The organism is Vibrio sp. J2-4 (assembly GCF_021728155.1).
GTDB lineage: Bacteria > Pseudomonadota > Gammaproteobacteria > Enterobacterales > Vibrionaceae > Vibrio > Vibrio diabolicus.
Map to the genome: position 1 here is coordinate 433,972 of NZ_JAKKCN010000004.1, position 22,483 is coordinate 456,454.

Annotated in this window: 22 protein-coding genes; 8 read left to right on the plus strand and 14 right to left on the minus strand. The window is 47.5% G+C overall.

Annotated elements, in window-relative coordinates; all coding sequences use genetic code 11:
• The first annotated feature begins 49 nt into the window (after window positions 1-49).
• The 3 genes from trmH to L3V32_RS16600 all read left to right on the plus strand — a co-directional run bounded on the left by trmH (window position 50) and on the right by L3V32_RS16600 (window position 4,689).
• A complete protein-coding gene (gene trmH, locus L3V32_RS16590; RefSeq protein WP_012841211.1) occupies window positions 50-733 on the plus strand; it encodes a tRNA (guanosine(18)-2'-O)-methyltransferase TrmH in 684 nt (227 codons plus the stop codon).
• 252 nt (window positions 734-985) lie between these two features.
• Complete coding sequence (gene recG / locus L3V32_RS16595; RefSeq protein ID WP_065646534.1) at window positions 986-3,067, plus strand: ATP-dependent DNA helicase RecG; 2,082 nt, start codon at window positions 986-988, stop codon at window positions 3,065-3,067.
• 233 nt (window positions 3,068-3,300) lie between these two features.
• Window positions 3,301-4,689, plus strand: a complete 1,389-nt coding sequence (locus tag L3V32_RS16600) for a uracil-xanthine permease family protein (RefSeq protein ID WP_047009401.1) — start codon at window positions 3,301-3,303, stop codon at window positions 4,687-4,689.
• Window positions 4,690-4,762: 73 nt separating this feature from the next.
• On the opposite strand, the gene envZ is transcribed toward L3V32_RS16600, so the two are convergent.
• The 5 genes from envZ to L3V32_RS16625 form a co-directional block, all read right to left on the minus strand.
• Window positions 4,763-6,055 carry a two-component system sensor histidine kinase EnvZ gene (gene envZ / locus L3V32_RS16605; protein WP_237284739.1) on the minus strand — a complete coding sequence of 431 codons (1,293 nt, stop codon included), beginning with the start codon at window positions 6,053-6,055 and terminating at the stop codon, window positions 4,763-4,765.
• A 102-nt stretch (window positions 6,056-6,157) separates the two neighbouring features.
• Window positions 6,158-6,877 carry a two-component system response regulator OmpR gene (gene ompR, locus L3V32_RS16610; RefSeq protein ID WP_005394960.1) on the minus strand — a complete coding sequence of 240 codons (720 nt, stop codon included), beginning with the start codon at window positions 6,875-6,877 and terminating at the stop codon, window positions 6,158-6,160.
• Between the two features lie 129 nt (window positions 6,878-7,006).
• Window positions 7,007-7,402, minus strand: a complete 396-nt coding sequence (locus L3V32_RS16615) for a DUF1090 domain-containing protein (RefSeq protein ID WP_085343388.1) — start codon at window positions 7,400-7,402, stop codon at window positions 7,007-7,009.
• Window positions 7,403-7,507: 105 nt separating this feature from the next.
• Window positions 7,508-7,999 carry a transcription elongation factor GreB gene (gene greB, locus L3V32_RS16620; RefSeq protein WP_005394962.1) on the minus strand — a complete coding sequence of 164 codons (492 nt, stop codon included), beginning with the start codon at window positions 7,997-7,999 and terminating at the stop codon, window positions 7,508-7,510.
• Between the two features lie 117 nt (window positions 8,000-8,116).
• Window positions 8,117-9,997, minus strand: a complete 1,881-nt coding sequence (locus tag L3V32_RS16625; RefSeq protein WP_104971142.1) for a RimK/LysX family protein — start codon at window positions 9,995-9,997, stop codon at window positions 8,117-8,119.
• Between the two features lie 229 nt (window positions 9,998-10,226).
• On the opposite strand from L3V32_RS16625, the gene L3V32_RS16630 reads away from it, so the two are divergent.
• Window positions 10,227-12,548, plus strand: coding sequence for a Tex family protein (locus tag L3V32_RS16630; RefSeq protein WP_237284740.1), 2,322 nt, complete (start codon window positions 10,227-10,229; stop codon window positions 12,546-12,548).
• 88 nt (window positions 12,549-12,636) lie between these two features.
• Here the strand turns inward: L3V32_RS16630 and L3V32_RS16635 are convergent, their stop codons facing one another.
• Together L3V32_RS16635 and bioH are read right to left on the minus strand one after the other, a co-directional pair.
• Window positions 12,637-13,101 carry a hypothetical protein gene (locus tag L3V32_RS16635; protein WP_005379316.1) on the minus strand — a complete coding sequence of 155 codons (465 nt, stop codon included), beginning with the start codon at window positions 13,099-13,101 and terminating at the stop codon, window positions 12,637-12,639.
• A gap of 124 nt (window positions 13,102-13,225) precedes the next feature.
• Window positions 13,226-13,993: a pimeloyl-ACP methyl ester esterase BioH gene (bioH, locus tag L3V32_RS16640; protein ID WP_006741796.1), complete on the minus strand. Its 768-nt coding sequence runs from the start codon at window positions 13,991-13,993 to the stop codon at window positions 13,226-13,228.
• Window positions 13,994-14,077: 84 nt separating this feature from the next.
• Between bioH and L3V32_RS16645 the strand changes: the two genes are divergently transcribed.
• From L3V32_RS16645 to cysQ, 4 genes are all read left to right on the plus strand, one after another.
• Window positions 14,078-14,803: a ComF family protein gene (locus tag L3V32_RS16645; protein WP_237284741.1), complete on the plus strand. Its 726-nt coding sequence runs from the start codon at window positions 14,078-14,080 to the stop codon at window positions 14,801-14,803.
• Window positions 14,804-14,900: 97 nt separating this feature from the next.
• The gene (gene nfuA, locus L3V32_RS16650) at window positions 14,901-15,485 is read left to right on the plus strand and encodes a Fe-S biogenesis protein NfuA (protein WP_006741794.1); all 585 of its coding nucleotides are present in this window, start codon (window positions 14,901-14,903) and stop codon (window positions 15,483-15,485) included.
• Window positions 15,486-15,661: 176 nt separating this feature from the next.
• On the plus strand, window positions 15,662-16,231 hold the full coding sequence (nudE, locus tag L3V32_RS16655) for an ADP compounds hydrolase NudE (RefSeq protein WP_005394971.1): 570 nt from the start codon (window positions 15,662-15,664) through the stop codon (window positions 16,229-16,231).
• A 44-nt stretch (window positions 16,232-16,275) separates the two neighbouring features.
• Window positions 16,276-17,103 (plus strand): 3'(2'),5'-bisphosphate nucleotidase CysQ, encoded by an 828-nt coding sequence (gene cysQ / locus L3V32_RS16660; RefSeq protein WP_005394972.1) that lies wholly within the window; start codon window positions 16,276-16,278, stop codon window positions 17,101-17,103.
• 300 nt (window positions 17,104-17,403) lie between these two features.
• Here the strand turns inward: cysQ and L3V32_RS16665 are convergent, their stop codons facing one another.
• The 7 genes from L3V32_RS16665 to gspH are packed head-to-tail and all read right to left on the minus strand — an operon-like array spanning window position 17,404 to window position 22,482.
• Entirely contained in the window at window positions 17,404-18,165 is a 762-nt protein-coding gene (locus L3V32_RS16665; protein ID WP_182019143.1) for a type II secretion system protein N, read from the minus strand.
• A gap of 1 nt (window position 18,166) precedes the next feature.
• Window positions 18,167-18,658, minus strand: coding sequence for a type II secretion system protein M (locus L3V32_RS16670; protein ID WP_012841219.1), 492 nt, complete (start codon window positions 18,656-18,658; stop codon window positions 18,167-18,169).
• A gap of 7 nt (window positions 18,659-18,665) precedes the next feature.
• Complete coding sequence (gspL, locus tag L3V32_RS16675) at window positions 18,666-19,868, minus strand: type II secretion system protein GspL (RefSeq protein WP_005394975.1); 1,203 nt, start codon at window positions 19,866-19,868, stop codon at window positions 18,666-18,668.
• Window positions 19,837-20,847 carry a type II secretion system minor pseudopilin GspK gene (gspK, locus tag L3V32_RS16680; protein ID WP_139060255.1) on the minus strand — a complete coding sequence of 337 codons (1,011 nt, stop codon included), beginning with the start codon at window positions 20,845-20,847 and terminating at the stop codon, window positions 19,837-19,839. Before gspK ends, gspL begins: the two co-directional genes overlap by 32 nt.
• Window positions 20,840-21,517 carry a type II secretion system minor pseudopilin GspJ gene (gene gspJ / locus L3V32_RS16685; RefSeq protein ID WP_237284742.1) on the minus strand — a complete coding sequence of 226 codons (678 nt, stop codon included), beginning with the start codon at window positions 21,515-21,517 and terminating at the stop codon, window positions 20,840-20,842. The genes gspK and gspJ overlap by 8 nt, the downstream gene beginning before the upstream one ends.
• Window positions 21,504-21,899 carry a type II secretion system minor pseudopilin GspI gene (gspI, locus tag L3V32_RS16690; protein ID WP_031780439.1) on the minus strand — a complete coding sequence of 132 codons (396 nt, stop codon included), beginning with the start codon at window positions 21,897-21,899 and terminating at the stop codon, window positions 21,504-21,506. The genes gspJ and gspI overlap by 14 nt, the downstream gene beginning before the upstream one ends.
• A complete protein-coding gene (gene gspH, locus L3V32_RS16695) occupies window positions 21,880-22,482 on the minus strand; it encodes a type II secretion system minor pseudopilin GspH (protein ID WP_124007329.1) in 603 nt (200 codons plus the stop codon). Before gspH ends, gspI begins: the two co-directional genes overlap by 20 nt.
• Window position 22,483 lies beyond the last annotated feature (1 nt).

Sequence of the window (22,483 nt, forward strand, 5' to 3'; positions counted from 1 at the left end):
CTATCGCCACCTACCCTGTTAGGTGGCGATTTTTTATACCTCAATAAATATGAACCTAGAACGTTACAACCGCATTCACCAAGTCCTAAAAACTCGCCAAACTGATCTGACACTTTGTCTCGAAGAAGTACATAAGCCAAACAACGTCTCTGCCGTGATCCGTACCGCTGACGCGACAGGTTTACACAAAGTTCATGCCATTTGGCCTGACAAAATGCGTACGCTGAGCCATACCTCAGCTGGCGCGCGTAACTGGGTTGAAGTTGATACTCACGATTCAATTGAAACTGCGATTACCGAGCTCAAAGCGCAAGGTATGCAGGTTTTGGTGACCAATCTTTCAGACACCGCCGTCGATTTTCGCGAAATCGACTACACCAAACCAACTGCCATCATTTTAGGCAGTGAAAAAGTTGGCGCTTCAGATCAAGCCAAACAACTTGCCGATCAAGACATAATTATCCCGATGATAGGCATGGTGCAGTCACTAAACGTATCGGTTGCCAGTGCTGTAATTTTGTATGAAGCGCAACGTCAACGTGAAGCCGCAGGCATGTACGACCGAGAAGAAAGCGCTCTGCCTAAAGAGACAATCAACCGTATTCTCTTTGAACGTGGTCACCCAGTGCTGGCAAAGGTCGCGAAACGAAAAGGGCTCGTTTACCCACCACTCGATGAAGAAGGTCAAATCATCGCCGATGACGCGTGGTGGCAAGAGATGCAAAGCAAGTAACAGACTTTCGTCATCCTGAACAGCGGCGAAGGGGCGTGATTCAAGATCTAATTCTGGAGTATACAGATGCTGGTAGTGTTAACTTCAGCGACATACTTGTTGGAAATAGAATCCTGATGTCGCTAGGCTCCTCGGAATGACAGGTTATAAGTCAGATCATGACACTAACTAAAGCATGACTATTTTTTCCTGTACAAAAACACAGCTCCATGGTTAACATACTGCTATGTTAACCATTTTCTTGAGCCCTCTATGTCCGCCCAAATGTTATCTGCCGTCCCATTAACCTCCCTTTCTGGGGTTGGCGCGAAAGTCGCAGAAAAACTCGCCAAAGTTGGCTTACATAGCGTTCAAGATTTGCTGTTTCATCTTCCACTGCGCTACGAAGATCGTACCCGTATTTATCCTATTGCTAAACTGCATGCCGGCCTTTGGGCGGCCGTGCAAGGCAAGGTCATGGCAGTCGATACCATCTTCGGTAAGCGCAAAATGTTAACGGTAAAAATCAGCGACGGTAATGGCACTATCACGCTGCGCTTTTTCAACTTTACCGCGGCCATGAAGAACAATTTCACACAAGGTAAGTTAGTACATGCTTACGGTGAAATTAAGCGCGGTGGCATGGGCTTGGAAATTGTTCATCCTGACTACAAGTTTTACGTCAGCGAGCAAAAGCCCGATGTAGAACAGAGCTTAACCCCTGTTTATCCCACTACAGATGGTTTACGCCAAATCACATTGCGCAACCTTACCGAACAAGCTTTAGCCCTGCTTGATAAAACCGCAGTGCAGGAATTACTTCCAGCCGGGCTGTATAACCATCAAATCACGATGTCGCAAGCGCTGCACACCATTCATCGCCCACCACCAACCATTAATTTAGATGAGTTTGACGAAGGCAAACATCCTGCCCAAATCCGCTTAATCATGGAAGAGTTGCTAGCACAGAATCTCTCGATGTTGGCGGTGCGTAGCAAAGGTCAGAAGGATTCAGCGCTACCTCTCGGTCCTTGTAATAAACTAAAAACGCAGCTTTTAGCCCAACTGCCTTTCTCTCCTACAAACGCTCAAACCCGAGTAGTACAAGAGATTGAAACCGATTTAGAAAAACCCCACCCAATGATGCGCCTAGTGCAAGGTGATGTGGGATCGGGGAAGACGTTGGTTGCCGCTCTGGCCGCCGTTCGTGCCATTGAGCACGGCTATCAGGTGGCACTCATGGCACCAACCGAACTATTGGCTGAGCAACACGCGATCAACTTCGCCAACTGGTTTGAAACAATGGGCATTCAAGTCGGTTGGTTAGCGGGCAAACTCAAAGGTAAAGCAAAGGAAGCCGAGCTGGCTCGCATTGCCAGTGGTGAAGCGCAAATGGTAGTGGGTACTCACGCGCTATTCCAAGAGCACGTTGAATTTCATCACCTTGCTTTGGTCATCATTGATGAACAGCACCGCTTTGGTGTCCATCAGCGATTAGAGTTACGTGAAAAAGGCGCTAAACAAGGCGCCTACCCACATCAGTTGATCATGACGGCAACGCCCATTCCTCGCACGTTAGCGATGACCGCTTACGCAGATCTGGAAACTTCCGTGATTGACGAACTGCCACCAGGTCGAACGCCGATTCAAACCGTCGCCATTCCTGACACAAAACGTGACGACATCGTCGAGCGTGTCCGAAATGCCTGTTTAAACGAAGGTAAGCAGGCATATTGGGTGTGTACTCTGATTGATGAGTCGGAAGTATTAGAAGCGCAAGCCGCGGCAGATACCGCTGAAGAGCTTCAACGTAAGCTACCGGACGTAAAAATTGGTCTAGTACACGGCCGAATGAAGCCGGCAGAGAAACAAGCGGTGATGCAAGATTTCAAAGACAATAAACTACATTTGCTGGTCGCAACGACGGTGATTGAAGTTGGCGTGGATGTGCCAAACTCTAGCTTGATGATCATCGAAAACCCCGAACGTCTTGGTTTAGCACAATTACACCAGTTAAGAGGTCGCGTGGGCCGAGGCTCCGTTGCTAGCCATTGTGTGCTGCTGTACCACTCCCCACTGTCGAAAACCGCGCAAAAACGTCTGGGAGTACTACGTGAAAGTAACGATGGCTTCGTCATCGCACAGAAAGACCTAGAAATTCGTGGCCCAGGCGAACTCTTGGGTACAAAACAGACTGGTCTTGCTGATTTCAAAATCGCAGACTTAGTTCGAGATCAACGCCTGATTCCCGAAGTTCAGCGCATTGCGCGTCATATTCATGACAATTACCCGACTAACGCAACAGCGATTATCGATCGCTGGTTGGGTGAGCGGGATATTTACTCCAAAGCGTAATGATTGAAAGCGAGCCAAATGGCTCGTTTTTTAATACGCTAAAAACCAAAGCAATCGTTTGCTTTTTAAGTAAATCTCTCTATAATCGCGCACAAATTTTTAAGTGTGTTGCATCACACTCCACCAACCTGAGTTGACTCTGATTAACAGCAATCACAGGTAACGACGTCAACTCCACCCTGCTCTCCCATTCAGCGAGATCTGGGAATATATTGCGACTAGCGAGACAAACAATGACAACTTCAAACCGATCTTCGGAACTGGTTTATCAACTCAATGATCGACCACCTTTGCCTCAAACCATTTTTGCCGCACTTCAGCACTTATTGGCGATGTTCGTCGCGGTTATCACTCCGTCACTGATCATCTGTCAGTCTTTGGGTGTACCAGCAGACCAAACGAATACCATCATCAGCATGTCTTTATTTGCGTCAGGCGTGTCTTCGTTTATTCAAATTCGCACCTTTGGCCCAATTGGCTCTGGTTTACTCTCTGTTCAAGGCACCAGCTTTAACTTTTTAGGTCCTATTATTGGTGCAGGCCTATCGCTGAAAGCAGGTGGAGCAGACATCAGCACCATGATGGCAGCCATTTTTGGTACGATTTTAGTGGCATCATTTGCAGAGATTTTCCTATCTCGCGTATTAGAGCATGCCCGTCGCATTATCACTCCGCTCGTTTCAGGCATTGTCGTCACTCTTATCGGTCTCACACTGATTCAAGTCGGCTTGGTATCAATGGGGGGTGGCTACGCGGCATTAAATGAAGGAACATTCGGCAGCTTAGACAAACTGGCGCTCGCTGGAACGGTACTTGGCTTGATTGTGATATTAAACCGCTCGAAAAACCCATACATCCGTGTGGCTTCGATTGTGATTGCGATGCTGGTTGGCTACATCATGGCGTATTTTATGGGGATGGTAGATACTTCTCAGCTAGGCACAACCGAGCTTGTAGCACTACCGGTACCAATGCAATATGGCTTATCGTTTGACTGGTCTCTGTTCATTCCGCTGGTACTGATTTTCTTTATTACCGCACTAGAAGCCATCGGCGATATTACCGCCACATCCGAAGTGTCTGGCGAGCCAGTCAAAGGCCCTGTGTACATGAAACGCATTAAGGGGGGTGTACTAGCAGACGGCTTAAACTCTGCAATCGCAGCCGTGTTTAACAGTTTCCCGAACTCCACCTTTAGCCAGAATAACGGCATCATTATGCTAACAGGGGTTGCGAGTCGTTACGTGGGTTACTTTATTTCTGGCATGTTAGTGATTCTTGGCTTGTTTCCTGGTGTCGCTAGCTTTGTTCAGCTGATTCCTGAGCCAGTACTTGGCGGCGCAACGATTGTCATGTTTGGTACGATTGCTGCCGCTGGTGTGCGTATTATCTCTCGTGTTGAGCTCGATCGCCGCGCAATTCTGATCATGGCCTTATCCTTCTCAATGGGGCTTGGTATCGCGCAAAAACCAGAGATTCTGCAATTCATGCCAGAATTTATTAAGAGTATTTTCTCCACTGGCGTTGCTGCAGGTGGTATCACAGCGATCATTTTAAACCTACTTCTGCCAGAGAAACTGGAAGACGAAGATGAACTTCCTCAAGAAGTGAAAGAGTCTTAATAAGATTGTAGAGAAAAACAAAGCCCAAACGGTTTAGGTTGGGCTTTTTGTTTTAAATGGTACAGTCACCGACTTACTTGGTAGGAAAGCTGATTTGAGCGATTAAACCGCCTTCACTGCGATTACGCATCACCACAGAGCCTGAATGCTGGCTGATTATACGCTTCACAATCGCCAACCCGAGCCCAGTGCCTTCACTACCGCGAGCTGTATCACCACGCGTAAAGGGTTCAAATAACCTCGCGATTTGAGAATGCTCGATACCCGGTCCGTTGTCCTCTACTGAAATCCACACTAGCTGCTTATCTGCTGTCACACCAGTGCTGATTTTGACCCAGCCATTGCCATAACGTAGCGCATTCACAACTAAATTACTGATCGCCCGCTTAATCGCAATCGCACTTCCTTTGGCTGGTGGCAAGTTAAGATTAAGATCCGTTTCAATTTCAACCTCATAGCCACCTTCAGAACTGGCTACGTCACTGGCAATCGTACTGATATCAACCGCTTCAAACGATTCTTTGTTCACCGGTTTGAGGTAGTCCATAAACTGACTAATGATCTCATTACACTCTTCCGTATCGCTAATGATCCCTTCAGCAAGGTAGCTGTCCTCGGGAGACATCATTTCTGTCGCTAAGCGAATGCGCGTCAGCGGTGTTCGCAAGTCATGGCTAATCCCCGCCATTAATAGGGCGCGATCTTCTTCGAGCTCCTGAATGCCTTTGGACATTTGATTAAACGCTCGAGTTACAGAGCGAATTTCCGATGCGCCTTTTTCTGCCAACGGTGGCGGGATTTCACCTCGACCGACGTCTTTCGCGGCTCTCTCTAAAGCCAAAAGTGGGCGGTTTTGTAAACGAATAAACAACCAACCACCAGCAATGATCAGCAGCGCCATAATCAAGCTGTTACGAAACAGCGGTGCAAAATCTTCTTCTTGCAGCTCAGATAAAGGAATACGAATGATGGAGTTCGGCAACTTTTCGATGTGCATCCACAAGATGTAACTTTCATCACCAAGCAATAAGCGCACTTCGGTCGGCGAACCTAGCTCTTGGCTCATTTCTTCAGACATCAAATCAATCGACATCGCGTGATGAAATTCAACCGCTTTATCGCTGTCGAGGCTGTGAACTGTCACCCCCAGCCTTTCTAATAATTGACGTCTCAGCGGTGCATCAGATTTTAATGGCCCTTCATCATCAAGCACCAAATTGAGCTCATGGGCGAGAATTTTATTGAACTGCTGCAAACTCGGCATCAACGCGTAGTTAAAAACGGCGTAGTAAGAGAAAACTTGGCTAGCGAGGAGCAAAGAGATGAACAGCAGAATAGATTGTGTCAGTGAACTTCGGATGCGCATGGAACGTTCCTGGTGGTCCTAATCGCGAAATTTCAGCCTTCGAAGGAAAGGGTTTGAAGGCTGAAGTTGCTATAGCCAAGTGCTGGCTATGGAGTGAGGAGATTACACCTCTTTACCGTCTGGGACGAAAACGTAACCTAAGCCCCACACGGTTTGAATGTAGCGTGGCTTGCTTGGATCATCTTCTAACATGCGACGCAAACGTGAGATTTGCACGTCAATAGAACGTTCCATCGCAGAATATTCACGGCCACGTGCCATGTTCATCAATTTGTCTCGTGACATCGGCTCTCGCGCATTCGTCACGAGCGCTTTCAGGACAGCAAACTCTCCTGAGGTCAGTGGCATTGCCTCGTCACCGCGGAACATCTCGCGAGTGCCTAGATTGAGTCGGAACTCACCAAACTCCACTACTTTTTCTTCGGTGCTTGGCGCGCCCGGCAACTCTACGGTTTGACGGCGTAGTACGGCTTTAATGCGAGCGAGTAATTCACGTGGGTTAAATGGTTTTGGCAAATAATCATCCGCCCCCACTTCCAGACCCACAATGCGGTCCACTTCATCACCTTTCGCGGTGAGCATTAAGATTGGCAGCATGTTGTTCGCGTGGCGTAGACGGCGACAAATCGACAAACCGTCTTCACCTGGCAACATTAGGTCTAGCACCATTAAGTGAAAGTTTTCGCGCGTTAGTAGGCGATCCATCTGTTCGCCATTAGCGACACTTCGGACCTGAAAACCTTGCTCAGAAAGGTAACGCTCCAATAGAGCACGTAAACGAGCATCGTCATCAACCACTAAAATTTTATGATTTTCTTGCATTGAAACATCCTTTCAGAAGCATCTATTGTCGAAAATGTATCACTGTTTTTCCTAACGTGCTCAAGCAAATTGTTACTCTTTTTATCTTAAGCGCTTTATTCTCTCTCTAGCAGGTATTTTCAGCACCTACTATTGGCCATAATTCCATTCCAGTTCACGTTTGGCCTCAAGTAACTCTTGCTGTGCCTCAGCCAATTTGTGACGTTTTTTCTCGATTTTGTCTGCTTTCCCTGAACGCTGCGCTTCCGCTAATTCTTGCTCACGCTCCTCAACGTCTCGCGCCTTTTCGTCCACTTCCGCTTGCAGTTCTTGACGCAGTTCACCTTCCGAACATTCATTCTGGATAGCGGTAAGTGCCTGTTCTAAGCCTTTAATTCGATGTTCATTACCTTGTGCTTTCGCATACTCAAGCTGCTGTTCTACCGCTAACTCTTTGGCGTCACAGCCTTTCACTTCATCTTGAGCAAAAACTGAGAGTGAGAATCCTATTGTTAGTGCAGCACCACACATGACTGCTTTGTTCATTTTACTTCTCCGATAAAGGCACCATGCCTTTGTATCCAATAAGCTGACGTTGAGACTCAAGTCACTTCTAGTGAACTTCAAGAGACTTGAATCGGTGATAAAGCCTCAGTCTTCCAAGGCTGGTTTGTTGTATTCAATCGAGTTAATGAACCACTCTTTTTCACCTTCTGGGGTTCGCACCGTGAACTCTTCATCCACTTGTTTTTTCAACATCGCTCGCGCCATAGGTGAATCGATAGAGATGTAGTCTTTCGCATCTCCATAAATCTCTTCAGGCCCAACAATGCGGAACTTCTTCACCTCTCCAGCCTCATTTTCTATTTCAACCCAAGCACCAAAAAAGACTTTGCCTTCTTGCTGCGGAGAATAGTCAACGATCGTGACTTCAGGCAGAAACTTGCGAAGAAATCGAACACGACGGTCGATCTGACGAAGCAGACGTTTATTGAAGGTGTAATCCGCATTTTCTGAGCGATCGCCCAGGCTCGCCGCCCAAGTGACGATTTTGGTGATTTCAGGACGCTTTTCATTCCAAAGGTAATCATGCTCTTGTTTGAGTTTGTTATAACCTTCACGGGTAATCAGCTTAGTTTTCAAGTTAACTCCTATCTCAACTAAAAAATGCCGCTCTTGAGCAGCATTAAGGAGATGATATACCCAAAGCACTGGCTTCGTTCGGGCTTTGGGTATCAAGATAATAAGGCGGCCAGAGTGCTACTTTTCGTAATCTGGTTTTTGCGTCACGATGTAATTCGTATCACTCGAAACAACCGCGCCATGTTTTAGGAAGTTTTTACCTAAAATCATGCTGTAATGGAAGCGACCTCGGTCTTGCAAATTGACTCGGATCTTCTTCTCTAACTCGCCAAGCTTAACGTGCATTTCTACTACAGGCCGTTCATTGGCCTTTTCTCCTTTTTTGGCCGTTATACGCATGACATCCACCACCTCACGGGTAAACGCCTTGGTCATGCCTAGATCGTTTTCATAAGTAAAGCTCACCATATCTTTACCGTCTTTTTGAAAGCGCTTGATGTCCTTGGCATTAATCGAGCTCACGTCAGCACCAGTGTCCAATTTAACAGGGAAAGACATCCCTTCCACTTCAGCCACTTCGATATGACCAGCTTTGAAAAGTGGCCTTGCATCTAGTAAATGGTCGGCGCGAGTATTCAGCAGCACACCGCCTTTGGCGATGTCATGACCAAAAACGAAAAATGGTTGCGTCTCGTCTTCATCTAGCACATCGAGTGCAAATTCCATTGATGTCTCTTTGCTACCGAAAAGGAAATCGCCATCAACAACGGGACGCACAGTGCTACCCACTTTGAGCTTTTTCACCACGGGCTTGGTAATTTTTTCTTCTTTACCCTCATCGTTCATTAAATAAAACGTGACGGATTCATCCTTACCTTTTTCTGTTACTTCAAAGCCATTTACACGCAGTAATGGCGTTTTCACCGTAAACGTGGGGTAAGCAGGAACGGTATAACCATCAATGGTGACTTGTTCTTCCGGTGAAATCACAAGGGGCTTTGACTTGAGTGCGCTCTTGAACGTTTTTTCAACACCGCCCAATAGGTTTTCTCTGTCGGTATCAATCACAAAGTGTTGGCTCGCGACATCCTGACCCAAGCGAATTTGTGAACTGAACTTACTGCGGTCACGCAAATAGACTAACCAACGTTGAGTTTCGTTTTCGTCGATTTTCACTGGTAAGTAGACTAACGGACGCTCGCTCTTAGTGGTTTTCAGCATGCGTACCAAAGGTAACGTCATTGGATGGCGCTTGCCGTTTTCACCTTCTAGCGTGAAAGAAACTGCATTGTTCTTTTTATCAACCTTGATATCCAGTGCGTGAACGTTGGTGTAGCGGCTGGTGGTTGATATGCTGATCTTGTATGGCACGCCCTCAACTTCAACCGTCTCTTTTTTGCCGATCATTTTTGCGCTTGGTTGCTCTTGAAGATAGTCGTAGCCAGCAAATACCCACGCATTGTTATCGAGATAGGTTTTACCAATCAAGATAGGAGAAGAGAATTGCGTGCGCTTGGTCAGGTTCACTTCTGTATCAACGGTGTGGCCTGCAATCGTCATCGGCATTTTTATCGTCGGGCGTAAAATAGGCTTTTTGCTTGTTCGACTACGAATGGCGCTCACTCGCTCCAGATCATCGGTAATCTGTATTTCTTTTCCTGTGTAAGGATGAGGAACCGTAAAGCTCACCTTCACTTGATATGGTTTAAAAGTATCGGCATCCCACTTCGCCTTCGTCCCACCTAAATCATCGACAATCGCCCACAACAACTCGTTGTCTTTCAAGTTCTGGTAGTCAGGATGAGAGCTACTGACATGGATGTTCTCTGCATGCATAGACGTGGTGTCAGCACCAGTATCAATCTTGCCAATAAATGGTACCGCTTTTAGCTCTGGAATATCACTGTAGTAAACGCTCTCCACTCGTCCAAGCACCAACTTGTCATCAAGCTGATATACAGGGTCTTGTGTGGTTGCTGATATGGATTGTGCCCAACTAAGCGGGGCGACAAGTAAGGCACTCGTAAGCGCTAACGCCAAAGACATTTTTTTCATCATGATTATCCGTATAAGCCGAGGTACATTTAGTTATATCAATAACCGTGGATATAGGTTAGTCGATAGTTGCGGATATAAGTTCTCAATTTAATTACAGTTTTGACACAAATCTGACTGATGTCCACCAGCGCCCGGTAAATTTTTGTCTCGTTAATTTAAAACATTGCAAATTCTTCGAACGACCCCAATGTTCTATACAACCCAAACCGAATTGAAAGAGAAAACACGGATGAGCCAAGCTATCTGTCGTATGATTGCTCAAGAACTGAATGTTCGCCCAGAGCAAGTCAACGCCGCTGTCACCCTAATTGATGACGGTAACACTGTCCCTTTTATTGCACGTTACCGCAAAGAGGTGACGGGTGGCCTTGATGATACCCAACTGCGTACTCTGGACAGCCGTCTGTCTTACCTTCGTGAAATGGATGACCGCCGTCAAACCATTCTCAAATCGATCCAAGAGCAAGGCAAACTGACGCCTGAGCTTGAGCAAGAAATTATTCAAGCCGATAGCAAGACTCGTCTTGAAGACCTTTACTTACCTTACAAACCTAAACGCCGCACTAAAGGCCAAATCGCCATTGAAGCCGGCCTAGAACCGCTAGCTGACATGCTGTGGAATCATCCGCAAACCGAGCCAGAAAGCGAAGCAAGTAAATATCTTAATGCCGACAAAGGCATCATAGATACCAAAGCCGCCCTAGACGGTGCCCGTGCGATCATCATGGAACGCATTGCTGAAGACGCAAACTTACTGGAAAAAATCCGTAACCACTTAAATCGTAATGCGGAACTTGTCTCACGAGTCGTTGAAGGAAAAGAGCAAGAAGGTGAGAAGTTCAAAGATTACTTCAATCACAAAGAACCGCTGAGCAAAGTCCCTTCTCACCGTGCACTTGCGATGTTGCGCGGCCGCAATGAAGGCTTCCTAACTTTAGCCATGAACGCTGATCCAGAGCAGGAAGAAGGTGCTCGCCAATCTTACTGTGAAACCATCATTGCCGACCATTATGGCGTGACGTTAAGTAGCGCCCCAGCAGATGCATGGCGCAAACAAGTGATCAGCTGGGCATGGCGCATCAAAGTATCGATGCACATGGAAACCGAGCTAATGGGCGCAATGAAAGAGCGTGCTGAAATTGAAGCGATTGAAGTATTTGCGACCAACCTAAAAGATTTGTTGATGGCGGCGCCGGCAGGCCCTCGTGCAACACTTGGTCTCGATCCTGGTCTGCGTACCGGTTCAAAAATCGCGGTTGTCGATTCAACGGGTAAAGTTCTGGCTACGGAAACCATCTACCCTCACCCTCCGCAAAAACAATACGACAAATCAGCGCAAATCGTTGACCAGTTAGTGCGTAAGTACAACGTGGATTTAATTGCGATTGGTAACGGCACGGCTTCTCGTGAAACCGATAGCTTTGTCGCAGACGTAATCAAACGCGGCAACCTAAAAGTTCAGAAAATCATCGTCAGCGAAGCAGGCGCATCAGTGTACTCGGCCTCTGAACTCGCAGCGAAAGAGTTCCCGAATATGGACGTATCACTGCGTGGTGCAGTGTCGATTGCGCGTCGTTTGCAAGATCCATTGGCTGAGCTCGTGAAAATCGATCCGAAATCGATCGGTGTGGGTCAATACCAGCACGATGTAAGCCAATCTATGTTGGCAAAACGCCTAGATGCGATTGTAGAAGACTGTGTAAACGCGGTTGGCGTTGATGTGAACACGGCTTCTGCCGCACTATTAACGCGCGTAGCAGGCTTATCAAGCACCATCGCGCAGAACATTGTCGACTTCCGCGACGAAAATGGCCGCTTCGAAGCACGTACGACGTTGAAGAAAGTACCTCGCTTGGGTCCTAAAGCGTTCGAACAGTGTGCTGGCTTCCTACGTATTATGGACGGCAAGAACCCACTTGATGCTTCAGCGGTCCACCCGGAAGCGTACCCAGTAGTCAAAGCAATCGCTGAGAAAAACAGCAAAGACATCAAGGCACTGATTGGTGACTCAGCATTCCTTAAAGGCTTACACGCTGTGGATTATACCGATGAACACTTTGGTGTCCCAACGGTTACCGATATCATCAAAGAACTGGATAAACCGGGTCGTGACCCACGTCCTGAATTCAAGACCGCTACGTTTGCAGAAGGCGTCAATTCAGTTTCTGATCTAGAACCGGGCATGATCCTCGAAGGCGTGGTCTCGAACGTAGCCAACTTTGGTGCCTTCGTCGATATCGGTGTTCACCAAGATGGTCTGGTCCACATTTCTGCGCTGACTGACCGCTATGTTTCTGATCCACGTGAAGTCGTGAAAGCAGGTGACATCGTCAAAGTAAAAGTGATGGAAGTGGACGTACAGCGTAAGCGTATTGGTCTATCGATGCGTTTGAAAGACGAACCGGGTCAAGATAACCGCAGCCAACGCTCTTCAGCCGCACCGCGTCGTAATGACCAAGCACAACGTCGTCAGCCTCGCCGCGATGAGTCTTCATCGAACAGTGCAATGGGCGGTGCTTTTGCGGCAGCGTTTGCTAAAGCGAAAAAGTAACCTTACCTAGGTTTCACTGCTAAAAAGAAAACGCTCCAATCAGTTCAATCTGCTTGGAGCGTTTTTGTTTGAGTAGGATATTGAGTCGTCATAATACTGCTATCACTTCTGACGGGGTATGGGGAGCGACTGCATGACCATAATGAAACTTGATCACCTTCCTGCGCTTTTCCATTAATCCTTCATTGATCGCAGCATCCAAAATGCGCTTTGGTAAGCGAAAACGAATTGCGTAGCCCTTACCTTGGTCTTCACTGTACGACTTGAGCGCAAGCAAACTAAAAAGCCGTTCTAGTGTATCTTCCGGCTCTTCTTGATAACGCGTGTCGACTTCTGTTTCCATGTCATAATCAGGATGCTCTGAAGGATCCCAAGAAGACTGACGTCGGCGCTTGTCATCACCTTTTACTTTTCGCTCTGCATTGGTTTTGGCCAATGCGACCGTTGGCGTCACAGGCTCTCGGACTTTATTGTCGCGAGCTGCTTGTTCCGTCTGCACATTCACGGATGGGGCGATCAGTGGCACACTTACGTTGGTCGGTGACACAATCATTGCGAACCCTCCTCAGAGTCGCCCAACTCGTCAATATGGCTTAGCTTTATTGGCTAATAAAACCTCACCAACCTTTATGTCGACCACTTTTTAAACAGCTTGAGCTTTTTCCGCTCGTATTTGATTAATCGTGAGCAAACTCTCGAATTTGGGCACAAAACTCGTCATGTTCAGTCATAAAGGGCGCATGAGAGGACTGATTGAAAACAAACTGCTGAGTATGAGGTAACTGTTCACTTAAATCATTCGCCACTTTAATCGGCACCAATCCATCCAAACGACCATAAAGACGCAGCATTGGTACAGAAAGAGACGTCAATGCATCGCGCAGGTCCACATCAGCAAGGATGTTTAGCCCAACCAACAGCGACTCAGGGTTTGGCTGAGGGCGCGACAGTACCGCTTGCTTGAGTTGTTTCACATCTTTGCGTGCAGATGGACTGCCCATCGCTTGCAACGCCATAAAGCGCTCAATGGTCAGTGAAAAATCTTCTAACAACTGAGAGGTGAACGCGCTCAGTACATTCGGTTGAATACCGCGCCAAGGCTTCTCTGCGGCAAATTTTGGTGAACTGGCGACGGTGATCAACTTAGTCACACGCTCGGGCATGTTTAATGCGACATGCGTCGCCACTAAGCCTCCGAGGGACCAGCCAAGCCAAATCGCTTTCTTTGGCGCACTTTGCGCGACCAAGTTAGCAATATGGTCTAAATCTTCACCATGATGCTCGGCACTGTGTCCATAGCCCGGAAGGTCAACAACATGAACACGGAAATCAGTTTGAAGTGATTCGACGGTTTGCTGCCAAACCGCGCCATTCATACCCCAACCATGTAACAACACCAGATCTGGTCCTTCACCAAACGACTGCCAATGTAATTTCGTGCTCATGCTCTCAATCTCTCCCACTAATTTTATTCCCTACGCCATCAGCCAAGCGTTAGGCTGAGTAAAATATCACCATGAATAAGCGCTATGTTATCTCATCACTGGCAAAACATCATGCATCGCGTGTTGAGCAGTCAATGCGGTCTGTGTCGATTCCCGATTCAAACACCAAACCACACGCATGCTCTGCGTTGGTGTGAGCACTGCTTACAACACCTAACTCCAATCAAGCGATGCCAACGTTGCGGTTTAACGTTACAGAAAGAAGAGATGAGTACGGATAGTATTTGTGGTGAATGCCTTTCAGAACCACCGCCATGGCAAAGGCTATACACGTTAGGCGATTACGACTTTCCCCTTTCACGGGAAGTACAACGCTTTAAAGATCATGGAGAGTCTTGGCATGTAAAAGCACTAACCCAGCAACTGGCGCAGCACATCACAACACCAGCTCCAATCATTACCAGTGTACCATTGCACTGGCAGCGCTACCTACACCGGGGATTTAATCAAAGTGATGTTTTAGCCCGACATTTAGCCCAGCAATTGCAGACCAATTTTGATGCGAAGGTCTTTCGCCGGGTCAGACTCGCCCAATCACAGCGCGGCAATACTAAAGCGAGCCGTGAACAAAACCTAAAAGGCGCATTTGTTCTCAATAAGCGACCGCCATCTTCCCACGTTGCCATCGTCGATGATGTGGTCACCACAGGCAGTACCGTCCGACAATTATGTCATTTACTACTTGAAGTTGGCGTAGAAAGCATCGATATTTACTGCATCTGCAGAACACCTGCTCCTCGTTCTCTCTAGATCGCTTCGCCATGCCTTAGCATCAAAAAGACTAGACCCATACGTCAACAAGAGTAGAATAGCAGCAGTAACCTACAAATTTACTCGGGTATTCGTCGTGTCAAATATTACTATTACAGAAACTGCGCAAACGCATTTCGCTAACCTTTTAGGTCAACAGCCTGAAGGGACTAACATTCGTATTTTCGTTGTGAACCCAGGTACACAAAACGCTGAGTGTGGCGTGTCTTACTGCCCACCAGAAGCAGTAGAAGCGACCGACACTGAAATCCCTTACAGCGGTTTTTCAGCTTACGTGGATGAGCTAAGTCTGCCATTCCTTGAAGACGCTGAAATCGATTTTGTTACCGATAAAATGGGCTCTCAGCTAACGCTAAAAGCTCCGAACGCTAAAATGCGTAAAGTTGCGGACGACGCGCCACTGGTTGAGCGCGTTGAATACGTTATCCAAACTCAAGTCAACCCACAGCTTGCTGGCCACGGTGGTCACGTAAACTTGGTTGAAATCACTGAAGACGGCATTGCTATTGTTGCATTTGGTGGCGGCTGTAATGGCTGTTCTATGGTTGACGTAACACTAAAAGAAGGCATCGAGAAAGAACTGCTAAACCAATTCATTGGTGAACTCACCGCAGTTCGTGATGCAACAGAACATGACCGTGGTGATCACTCTTACTACTAAGAGTAAATACGGTCAGAAAATGGGAGGCTTCGGTCTCCCATTTTTGTATCGATACTGAGGTAACCTTGAGATGCTTAGTGCTGCCCGCAAAATCCGCTAGAAACTCAGGCGGAGTTCTCATATATTAAGAATCTTACGCATCTCGTAAACGCCAACGACACCAAGGAGCCAGCGCCATGTCGAAACGGACCCCACCAGAGATACTCTCATGCCAAACGGTCGCAAAATCCAAACTGTTTGCCGTGGAAGCGCTCGACCTTCGTTTTTCCAATGGTGAACACCGTACTTATGAACGCATGAAGCCAAGTGGACGCGATGCGGTGATGGTGGTTCCTGTGACTGAGCAAGGCGATTTATTACTGGTACGTGAATACGCCGCTGGGACTGAACGCTACGAGTTGGGCTTCCCGAAGGGGTTGATTGATCCAGGTGAAACCCCACACCAAGCTGCGGATCGAGAGTTAAAAGAAGAAATCGGCTTTGGCTGCAATCAGCTGACTCCGTTGAAACAAGTTATCCTCGCGCCGTCTTACTTTTCGAGCAAAATGACTCTATTTTTAGGACAGGCGCTTTATCCAGAGAAGCAAGAAGGCGATGAGCCTGAGCCACTGGAAATTGTGCGTTGGCCACTTGCGCAAGCCGAAGAGTTATTAACTCACATGGACTTCTGTGAAGCACGAAGCATCACCGCGCTAATGTTGGCACTGAAACACTTACCAAACACCACTCACAAACATAACCAATAACGGTCATGAGAACCGAATAATACTGTGAGTAAGGACTATCACTTATGCCAATGACAAAAGATCTATCTCACCTGCTTCCTCAAGTCATCGAAATTGCCCGTAGTGCCGGGCAAATGATCCTCGAAATATATGAAAAAAAACAGTACGAGGCCTACACAAAAAGTGACGAGACTCCGGTAACGAGCGCAGATATCGCGGCTCACAAGCTCATCACTGAACGCTTGAGTGAACTCACACCCGACATTCCCGTATTGTCAGAAGAAGACGCAGACATCAGCCTCGAGCAACGAGCTCAGTGGGAACGGTATTGGTTAGTCGACCCTCTCGATGGTACTCAAGAATTCATCGCTCGCAGCGGCGACTTTGCGACTATTATTGCACTGGTCGACAACAACAAACCAACCATGGGGGTCGTTTATGGCCCTGTCTCTGGCGTGACTTATTACGCTTATAGTGGCAAAGGTGCTTGGAAAATTCCCGACATGTCGGACAGCGTAAAAATCCATACGCACAAACACGAGCAGCCAGGGCAAAGCATCGCGATTGCTATTAGCCGCCGTCAAGATATCAATCGCATCACTAGCCGCATGAGCAGTGCTTGGAATTACGATTTAATTCCGCTCGGCTCTGCGGCATTAAAAGCGTGTCTTGTTGCAGAAGGCGCTGTGGATTGCTATCTCAGACTAGGACCAACAGGTGAGTGGGACACCGCCGCGACACAGTGCATTGTTGAAGAAGCGGGCGGTCGCATTCTCAGCACGCAATTGGAGCCGCTGTCATATAACGAGCGGGAAACGCTAGAGAACCCAAACTTTATTGTGCTTGGTGACGCGGATTTACCTTGGAATGAGATTTTACAACGCAAAGATTAAGCGCTCTATCCGTAAAGTTAGCGCCTAAATACTAGCAATTGAAAGGCCACGAATATGTTCGTGGCCTTTTCTTTTTGACCTGTTTGTACAGCGTTAGGAGCATTTGGCCTACTATGTTCCAATCGCTTAAAGTGCTGAACACAAGAAAATAAACCCCTTAGAATCATAACCTTATAATTACATCCTATTATCACCACGATCTTTGTACAGCGAATAGAGGGTTTCGCCTACTATGATCCAAAAGCAAAAAGAGCTGCACAATCGCAGCTCTTTGAGAATTTTGGTTTTTGTCACGATAGGTTAGAAGCGACCTTGGTAATTAAACTCGTATTGACCTTGAGGGTTCGGCTTGCCCAACCATTTCAGTTGCTCACTCATGCTGGATGGGAACTCAGCTCCTGGCTTAAACCAAGCTTTGGTTGAGTATCGCTGATTAGGCATCAGCTCTGCCGAAAACGCCGCTGAGACTTGTTTGCTGCTTTGCTCACCAGTCGCTGTCAACACACTGTCCTGACAGTTTAGATCGGCAATCACAGGACCGAGTTCAAGGCTACCAACAGGGCTTTGAATACCACTGGCATTCCATACCAAAGTGCCTTCACCATTCTTACACCAAGGCGCGGCATAAGTCGCATGACGAATATTTAACTCAAGTTGCCCATCAACGCCGACGGGCACAGGGAGACGTGCTTGCTCAACAACTTTTACTGCTGGGATCGAGGCAACTAAGTTTTTGGCATAAGGGCCATTACTCAAGCTATAGCCAACAAAACCGCGACCACGAACGTCCATTTCACTACCACGACCAAAGCGTACGGCAAACTCAGCTTTACCAGTTAGTAGACTCGACCACTGGAAATCCCAATTAACTTCTCCAAGGTTCTGGCGCTGCCAACGAACACTAGAAGCTTGACCTTGCCATACAGAGCCATTGGCACCCTGAATGTCTAGTCCTCTCACGGTTGGTGCTTGCTGTAACACCCAAGAAACGGGTAATCCCATTAAAAGACTGACTGAAAAAAAGACGATAAAGATAACAACGTAAAGTACTGCTCGCTTCACCTTAACCTCGCTTAAACTGAAGGCGGTTCACATCAATCATGCCCGCTTGATCCGTTCGGTCGATATCTAAAAATTCGACTTCAATACCCTGTTGCTCTTTCAAGTAACGTAACCAGTCCACCAGCTGATTAAACGCGAGTGGTTTGATCCACACCTGAACACTCTCATTGCGAGGTTGTACTCGAATCAACTCAACTTTATAACGACGGGCTGAAGAAGAAACCAGTTGATTCAACGGTTGGCTAGAGTAGCTCACACCGCTGCTTTTGCGCAGTGCAGTAATGCCATCCGCTTTATCTTGTACCCAAGCCAGCAACTGTTTTTCACTTTGAATACGTGATTGAGCTAGCTCCGCACGTTGGCTCATTGGCTGTAGCAACCCCCAATAAATAATGCCGATAACGGCAATAGCGCCACATCCCATGACCAAACGCTGCTCACGCTGAGAGATGCTGCTCCACCAAGCCTGAGCTTGAGAAATTAAGTTTTTCATCATCACCTCACAAACGCTTCAAAACAAAGCTGCCAACCACAACGTTATCGCTACGGTTCAGCTGTCCTTGCTCAACATTAAACTTCTCTGCCAATTTCACGCGAGCCTGCTCAAAAGGTTGGAAGTCTGAACTGCGAGCTTGAATTCGCACTTCGCCACGTTGACCATCATATTTAAAGCTGGTGATTTCCAAATCGCTGACCTGACCCAGTGTCGCTGGCAGTGCCGCCAACCAAGACAACATCGCCTGCTGACCGCCACCACCAGATAAGCGGCGCTCTTCATCATCCATTTGTCGTTTGAGATAACTAACGGTAGGAATTCGTCGTTTATTCGGGAACACCTGGCGGAAAATACGCTCACTCTCCTCACGATACGCTTGTGCTTGTGCTTCGTACTTGTGGACGACGAGCAACTGCTGCGCAACCATAACAACGATAAGCACGCCCGCAGCAATGGTGGCTTTTTGCCAGAGCTTCCAGTATTTCCCCCAAGAGGATTTAGGCTTGAAGATCCCGGTCAGCAAATTGACTTTGCTTTCTGTAACCCCCTTCGCCAGTAACCCCATGGTCATTTCTTCTGGCTGCGGCTCCCATACTTCAGGTAACGCAGATTCAGGGACTGAGCTATAGCAATCGAGCTTCCAACCTTCATGATTTTGTAGATAAGAAGAGAGGTAAAGGTCTAACCAAGAAGCATCGACAACCGCACCCTCTGTCGCTGAGTGACGAATCAACCATTGATCACCAAGCATCGCGGCACTGCTATGCTCTCCCTGAACAGGTAACGCAAGCACATCTGGCAAGATGCGTTTGATGGTGATGCCTTGGCTTGAAAAACGCTGCAATACGGTCTGAATCCAAGCGCGTTCAACAGCGCACACTTGCGCTTTATCCGCTTGTTTACCTAACACGGTAAAGTGAAGGCCATCAACGTCCTGCGCGACTTCATCTTCCACGAGGTACGGTAACATCGCGTCGAACTGACGTGTTGCGCCAGGCGGTATATCCACTTGCGTCAAGACCACATCATTACTCGCCAATAGCGCCACAACTTGGCGCTGACCTGCATAAGAGATCAACTCATCTAAATGTTCCCATCCGGCGATTTCACCGCTGGCAATCACTTCCTGTTGATCTGTCGACCACACCACCCAAGGAATGGTACTTTGTTGTTCGCTACTCAGCCGAACGGTCAGAAACTCGCTCACTGATCCCTCCAAAACGACGGCGAACTACGGTCACCGTCTCTCTATTTGTACTTTGCAAAAGGCTTCGGATACGTACACGTGATTCATCCACCAACACTTGTGCATCCAATTCAAAAAAGGCGCTATCCACACCCAAATAGCCTTTGGCGTTTTTCTTTACATCTTCACTTAAGCCAGCCATTTCTGACTCTGCTAAAAATTCATCAATGCTATCCCACCCATCAAATGGGCGTTTTTCAATTAGCTGAATCGCATCACTACTGCTTAAGTTTGGTGAGAACATTGCCACCAAAATCGGAGCTTGCTCGACTTCAATCGTATTTACGTTTAAACGCCAGTCATCACTAGGCAATGCACAGACCAGCGGTTCCAATTTTTGGAAAATTTCACCACTCACCTGATAGACAGCCCGTAACTCGGAAGCATCTGCCATCCAGCCATTTGACGCTAAATACGCGGGTTTCATCGCTTCATATGTGCTGTCTTCGACCCCGGTTGTGGAGCGAACGGTGTCATCAGCATCAATGTATTCCCAGGTAGAGTCTGCAATGATTTCTGCCTGATACGACTCCACATCCGATTCTTCCAATAAACGCTGCAATACATTGACTAAATACGGTCTTGCGATTTGCTGTCCCGTCGGTTGCACACGGCTCAATACATTGAGGTTAAAGCACGCTTGTTTGTCTCTAATTCGTCCCGCCGCTTGACCATAATCTAGCGGATAGACTTGTTCTTTTATTGCCCACGGCTGACTCATATTGATCGTATCGGTGTCTTTGTAGCTTTGCTCGATACCGACTTTTGCCAACGCCTCTACCCCAAGGCTATACCAATACGCTTGCTGGTAGTTAACTTGATTGGCGCCCCGCTGAAACTGCAAAAACAAACGCTCCGACATGCTGGCGGCAACTGTCGCCATAATCGCCAGTAACATCAGCACAATAATCAAAGCGACACCGCGCTGACGATTAACCATTATTGCTGCCTCCTGAACTTCCTTCTTTCTGACTCAATGTGCCATCAGGAGTCAGATAAGTGCGGGCAATCTCTCCATAATCTTTTAGAGTAAGGATCACAGAAACCGCTTTCGGTAGCGACTTTTCATCATCCCACTCTTTTTTCCATTGTTTACCATCGTAAAAACGCATATCAAACGATTCGACCTGCGTCAGCAATGGGGTAACGATGCCTTGTTGACCCACTGGCGTGTCAGGGTAGCGCCACCATACTCGTTGTAATGTTTCTTCTTTTAAACGATAGCCAACCTTAGTGACCTCCCCTCGGGGAAACTGCAGTTGAGGGTTGTGCCATCCTAAGCGAGCAAACATTAGCCCTTTAGTATCGGAGTCGAGCAAGTAATCTGACCAAAAAATCAGTTGGCTCGCGGGCTCTTCACCATTTGTCCGCGTTTGGCGCATCGCCATTTGACGAAAGTCATTATCCATCATCACCATGGCGCGCTGAATTTCATTTAAGCGCTGAGTTCGCTCTTGTGATAGTGCATTGCTGCGCTGCACTTGCGATACCACTTGATACGCGGCGACACTTAAACTGGCAAAAATGGCAATCGAGACCAGCACTTCAATAAGTGTAAAACCTTTTGCCAGTTGGCGCTTACTTGCGCGTGGATTCTTATTGCGCCACATAACTTCGTACCGTCACGACTGGGCTCGCGTTTTTCTCGAGCGCGACACTCACATCAAATGCTTTCAGCAATGGCTGCGTGGTGGCAACAGGCGTGATTTTCCAGTACCAAGTGCGGCCAGCCAGCTCTTCTGTGCCGTTCTTTACTTTAAGTTCACTGGTACTCAACATCACGTTGGCCATCTGATTATCCACAACCATGGCTGCAAACATTTTTTCTTCTAAATAACTGATCGTATTAATATGCTGGCTCACCGAGCGAATGACGCTGATGGCAGCGGTGGCGAAAATAGCCAGTGCGACCAATACTTCCAGTAGTGTCATGCCTCTCGTCCGGCGATGACTCCAATGTGGGCGAGCTTGCTTAGAATTGCGCATTCTCATCCTCTTTCACTTCTTCGCCCGGCGCTAGTAACAAGATTTGTCCACTTTCTTTGCCGATGACTCGCCACCCGTCATTAAAGGCGTCACCATTTTGCGGAAAAAAAGACAGAGTAAATGGCGTAACTTCTGCACTGGAAAAGATAAACACTTGCGGTGGCTTAACTTTCTTTTCGTCGTCTTCTTCTTCAGCAAACATGTCTTCATCAAAAAGAGAGCCCGGTTTGAATAGGCGATCATCATTATCCCAAGCACCGCCACCTAGCTCGAGCAGTAGCGTAATGTCATCTTCCAACTTGGTTTTGCTCGGAATCTGCTTTAACTCCAGAGGCTGCCAACCTTCCGCGGTCAAACTCAGTAGAGCGTACGTTGATTTAGCGTCATCCACTCGAACGCCAAAGTCTTTACCGCTTAGTACGGCCTCTTCGTTAAGTAGCTGTAAACGCTGAAAAAAGCTTTGAGCATACTGTTTGGAAAGATCTTTTTGGCTGGTCGGTAATGTCGTGATCACGGCCACTGCCGTGAGGGATAGCAAAACCAGCACCAATAGAATTTCTATCAATGTAAAACCGTTGTGTTTTCGCATT